Source organism: Streptomyces sp. CNQ085, from assembly GCF_022614595.1.
Lineage (GTDB): Bacteria > Actinomycetota > Actinomycetes > Streptomycetales > Streptomycetaceae > Streptomyces.
In genome coordinates this window covers 26,957-31,618 of record NZ_JAJFAU010000014.1, presented here as the reverse complement: position 1 = coordinate 31,618, position 4,662 = coordinate 26,957, and the positions used below count along the sequence as shown (strand labels likewise).

General features: G+C 72.8%; 4 protein-coding genes. 1 reads left to right on the top strand and 3 read right to left on the bottom strand.

The genetic code is table 11. The features are described from left to right. A partial coding sequence (locus LJ221_RS04840) for a Crp/Fnr family transcriptional regulator (RefSeq protein WP_241714016.1) occupies positions 1 to 477 on the bottom strand: 477 nt, incomplete at its 3' end. A gap of 391 nt (positions 478 to 868) precedes the next feature. On the opposite strand from LJ221_RS04840, the gene LJ221_RS04835 reads away from it, so the two are divergent. Further along, positions 869 to 1,759 carry a universal stress protein gene (locus LJ221_RS04835; RefSeq protein WP_241714014.1) on the top strand — a complete coding sequence of 297 codons (891 nt, stop codon included), beginning with the start codon at positions 869 to 871 and terminating at the stop codon, positions 1,757 to 1,759. 185 nt (positions 1,760 to 1,944) lie between these two features. Here the strand turns inward: LJ221_RS04835 and LJ221_RS04830 are convergent, their stop codons facing one another. Further along, entirely contained in the window at positions 1,945 to 2,598 is a 654-nt protein-coding gene (locus LJ221_RS04830; RefSeq protein WP_241714012.1) for a DUF5825 family protein, read from the bottom strand. Between the two features lie 73 nt (positions 2,599 to 2,671). Beyond that, a complete protein-coding gene (locus LJ221_RS04825) occupies positions 2,672 to 4,600 on the bottom strand; it encodes a RiPP maturation radical SAM C-methyltransferase (RefSeq protein WP_241714010.1) in 1,929 nt (642 codons plus the stop codon). Positions 4,601 to 4,662 lie beyond the last annotated feature (62 nt).

The window sequence follows — 4,662 nt, the reverse complement described above, 5'->3', positions numbered from 1 at the left end:
GCGCCGGGGCGCGTGCCACGACATGGGGCCGCTGCCGTAGGGCCCGTACAGGTCCAGCAGCCGGGTACGGGCCGCCTGCAGCCGGTGCGAGATGATCGCGGCCATCCGCAGGGCCACCGCGCGTCCCAACAGCGGGTCGGCGTCGCACAGTTCCCGCACCCGGGCGGCGTCGAACTCCAGGGCCCGCACCGGACTGAGCGCCTCGGCGCCCAGCTGCCAGGTGTAGGGCGGGAAGAGCCAGGACCAGCCGAGCAGGTCACCGTGGGAGAGGGTCTCCACCGCCGCCGGGCGGCGGCCGGGCACCCGCATGTCGAGAGTGACCGAGCCGGTGCGGATCACCCAGAACCGGTCGGCCCGGTGGCCCTCCTCGGAGATGCGGGCGCCAGCGGGGAAGGAGACCTCGCGGGCGAGCTCCAGAAGCCGCTCGCGGTTCTCCGGGGGTAGCGCCCCGAGCAGGTTGTTGGCAGTGACGATCATGGCGGGCCTCCCTGGCGGTGAGACGGGTGGTGCGCGCGGAGGCGTCCGCTTCCGGCCGGGTGTCGTGGCGGTCCGCCGCCGCTGCCTCTACTCCCGTTGTACTCCCGCGGCCGGGAAGTGGTACCTCGCCGTCATCGTCGGATTTCCCGCCCCGCCGGGGCAGGGGCCGTACGGGGCCGCGGGCGGGACCTTCGGTCCCCTCGCAGGAGCCCGCGGGCCTCTGCCGCGGCCGGCCGCCGCGGGTCGGCCGTTCGCCCGCCGCCCTCTCCGGCCCCGCGGGACGTCGGGCCCGCACGGCGGGGACCAGTGGCACCTGCCGAAGAGGGGTACCCGGCCCGATCATGGAAACGAAAGCGGCGCAAGGCCGCCCGTCAATGATGGAGGTGTTGTGATGGTACGCACGGTCACCGTTGGAGTGGACGGCTCCGCAGAGAGCCTGGCCGCCGCCGACTGGGCGGCCCGGGAGGCGGCCCGGCGCGGGGTGCCGCTGCGTCTCGTCCACGTGCGGGAACCCGACCCCTTCACCCCTCCGGACTCCTTCGCCGACCCCGAGACCCGGCAGCACTGGGCCCAGCGGATCCCGCGCGAGGCGGCGAACGACCTCGCCCGCCGCCATCCGGAGCTGGACATCACCACAGACCAGCTCACCGGCAGCCCCTCCGAGGTGCTGACCGCGGTCGCCGGGCAGGCCGAGATGCTGGTCATCGGCACACGCGGCCTGGGACCCGTGGCCGGCTTCCTGGTCGGCTCCGTCGGCCTGGCCACCGTCGCCCGTGTGGAGTGCCCGGTGGTACTGGTGCGGGCCGGGACATCGAAGGAGGGCGGGCCCGGGGGCGCCGAATCCCCGGATCCGCACCGCGATGTCGTCATGGGACTGGAGCTGTACCGGCCGGCCGACGAGCTCGTCGAGTTCGGCTTCGAGGCCGCCGCCCGGCGCGGCGCGGCTCTGCGGGTCGTCCACGGCTGGAACCCGCCGCTGGTCTACGGCGTCGACCCCGTCGCCGTCGATTCCCGTCTGGCGACCGACCTGGCCCAGGAGAGCTCCCGCAACCTGAACGACGCGCTGCGCCACTGGCGGGAGAGGTACCCGGAGGTCGAGGTGAGGGCGCAGGCCGTGACGGGCCGGGCCGCCCGCCACCTGACGGAGGCATCCGAGGACGCCTCGCTGGTCGTCGTCGGCCGCCGCATCCGCCGTTCGCCGATCGGCTTCCACATCGGACCGGTCGCCCACGCGGTCATGCACCACTCCAAGGCGCCTGTCGCCGTCGTTCCGCTCGGCTGACAGGCGCCCGCCGCGGCGGCGGACGCACCCCGGGCCGCGACCCTTCGGCGCACACCGGAGGGACGCGGCCCCGGCGTCTCCCGCGTGGGCGGCATGTCTCCCGGACCGGCGCGCGGGGAAACGCGCGGGGAAAGGGGAAGACGGCGGGCTCGGCGCGCGGGCCGGACCGCGGCAGCACGGCGCCGTCAGATGGTCATGGCCTCCTGGATCCACCGCCGCACCCGGTAGGGCAGCCACACCACCAGGGGTCCCACGTCGGCCACCAGGCGCTCCTCGCGGAACTCCGCCAGAACCGGAGCCGGCACGTCGCCGGCGTGTGCGCCGTGGTCGAGCGCGGTGATGGCCGCGTGGTACTCGGGCCCGTCGGCGGTGAAGCGGCGCAGATCCCCCCAGCGGCGGTCGCGTATCTGCACGAAACCGGGCCCCTGCCGCCACAGGCACTTGCACAGATAGTGCCCCTGGCGCCATCGGGCCAGCGCCCCGGCCGCGTCCTCGGGCCCCTCCAGCTCACCGGGCGGCTGGAGGTGTCCCAGGACCTGCCAGCCGTCGGAGGGCTCCGGGGGCAGCCGCAGCCGCCACTCGACGAACACCGCGCGTGCGGTGAGGTCGCGCACCAGGCACAGGTCGCGGACGGCGCGTGCCGCGGCGCCGGGATCACCGGCGGCGGTGAGGTCCACCGCCTCCCACAGCCGGTCCACCGCCGCCGCGACCGGGCCCTCGACGCGCACGTCGTCCAGGCGCATGCCGGGCAGCGCGCACGCCCGCGGGTCGTAGTCGCGCCAGGCGGCGACGGTCAGCGGTGCCGGGTCGCCGGGGCGTTCCGTGGTCGTCGTGCTCATCGTTTCCTCTCCCTCGTACGCCTGCCCGGCCGGTGGCCGGTGGTCTTGTGGCCTTCGGAGGCCCGCGCAATCCTCAGACAGCGGCCGTCGGCCGCGCCGCCGGTGCGGAGCCGCCCTCCCGCGGGGCGGCGTGCAGATGGCGCATGAAGTCCAGCCGCAGCAGATCCTCGTTGACCGCCGCGGGGGCCACGTGGACGTACTGACCGCCCTCCGCGAAGACCAGACCGAGTTCCAGCCAGCGCTTCAGCAGCCCCGCCACGGCGTCCTCCTCCACGGCGTACCGCAGCCGGGCGGTGAGTTTGCGGGTGAGGGCCGCCGGAGCGTGCGGCTGGTCCAGCAGCCGGAAGGCCGCGACCTCCAGCGGTTCGGTCAGCTCCAGCGCGCCCCAGTCGAACAGCCTCCGACGACTGACCAGCACGATCCGGTCGCCCAGGTCGGCGTGGGTGAGCCTGCTGTCGGTGTGGGCCTTCTTCCAGGCGGCCAGCGCCTCGTTGAGCGACTTGACGGTCTCCTCGCCGATGCCGCGTGACGGCGCCTCGAACACATAGGCCAGGTCGTACAGCTCCTCTTCGGGCAGGTCGTAGGTGAAGCGGTAGTGCTCCTCGGCGCGCAGCCCGGAGAAGCCGAGCTCGGGGCGGGTGAAGTACGGGCTGAAACGCTCGATGGCGATGCGGGCGGACATGTCGACCGGCGGGTTCAGGTGTTCCAGCGCCGGTATCTGGGCTATGACCCCCTCGTAGTCGGCGGCCGTCTCGCCGGGGAAGCCGTGGAGGTAGTTCCAGGAGACCGACAGGCCGGTCTCGGCGCCGTCCCGCAGCATTCGCACGTTCTGGCAGCCGCTGACCCCCTTGTCCATCAGCCCCAGCACACGGCTGTTGAGGCTCTCGATGCCCGGCTGGACGTAGATCAGACCCGCGTCCGCGAGGGTGCGGAGCTGGGAGCGGCGCATGTTGGCCTTGATCTCGATGTGCAGCCGCAGGTCGTACCCGCTGTCGATGATGCGGGGCAGCACCGTGTTGAGATAGCCCATGTCGAGGATGTTGTCGACGACGTACATGTCCAGCACCCGGTGCCGGCGGGCCAGCTCCATGATCTCGTCGTGGAATACCTCCGGGCTCTTGCTGCGGAACTGCATGAACGAGCCGTTGAGCCCGCAGAAGGTGCAGTGGTGCTTCTCGCCCCACCAGCAGCCGCGGGCCCCCTCGACGACGAGCTTGGGCTCCACCCAGTTGCGGGCCACGGAGGCGGCCAGCCGCTCGAAGTAGCCGGTGTAGTCGGGCGGGAGGATGGCGGAGGGGGGCATCGGCGAGGTGCTCATCGGGTTGGCGGTGCTGGTGCCGTCCGCCCCGCGGTGGCACAGCCCCGGGATCTCCGACGGGTCCGACCCCTCGGCCAGCGCCGTCAGCAGCCGGGGGAAGGCCACCTCGCCCTCACCGCGCACCACGTGATCGACGAAGGGGAAGTTGCGGTGGACGGTGGCGCCCTGCTCGGCGTCGCAGTTGGCGCCGCCCATGACGGTCACGATGTGCGGGGCCAGCAGTTTGACCTGTCGGGCGGCGGCCAGCGCCGCGGTGTTCTGCTGGAAGGTGGAGGTGAAGCCGACCACGTCCGGTCCGTACGCCACGATCCGCTCGGCAATCTCCCGGACGAACTCCGGTGCGATCCGGTGCAGTTCCCGCGCCTGCCGCAGACGGGAGGACCGCAGTCTCCCCTTCATCACGGCGGTGAACTCCTCGCTCCGCCACTCGGGATCGTCGTAGAGCGCGGAGGAGAACACCCAGTCGCCGCATCCCATGAAGTAGGAGGACAGGGCGTAGTACTCGTAGTCGTCCCCGGAGAACTCCATGCGGCCGGTGATCCAGTCGGTGAACTCCAGGTTGGCGTGCAGCACTTCGGCCCGGCCGCCGGGAACCCGCTCGTCCACGCTGCGTTTGAGGATGCCGAGAGCCAGGGACGGCAGATCGATCGGTGACCAGGGCATGTTGACCAGCAGGACGCGCATGGCAGCTCCTCGTACGGAATATATGGCCAGAAGCGGGCGGCGGCGAGGGCCGGCGGCCGCCC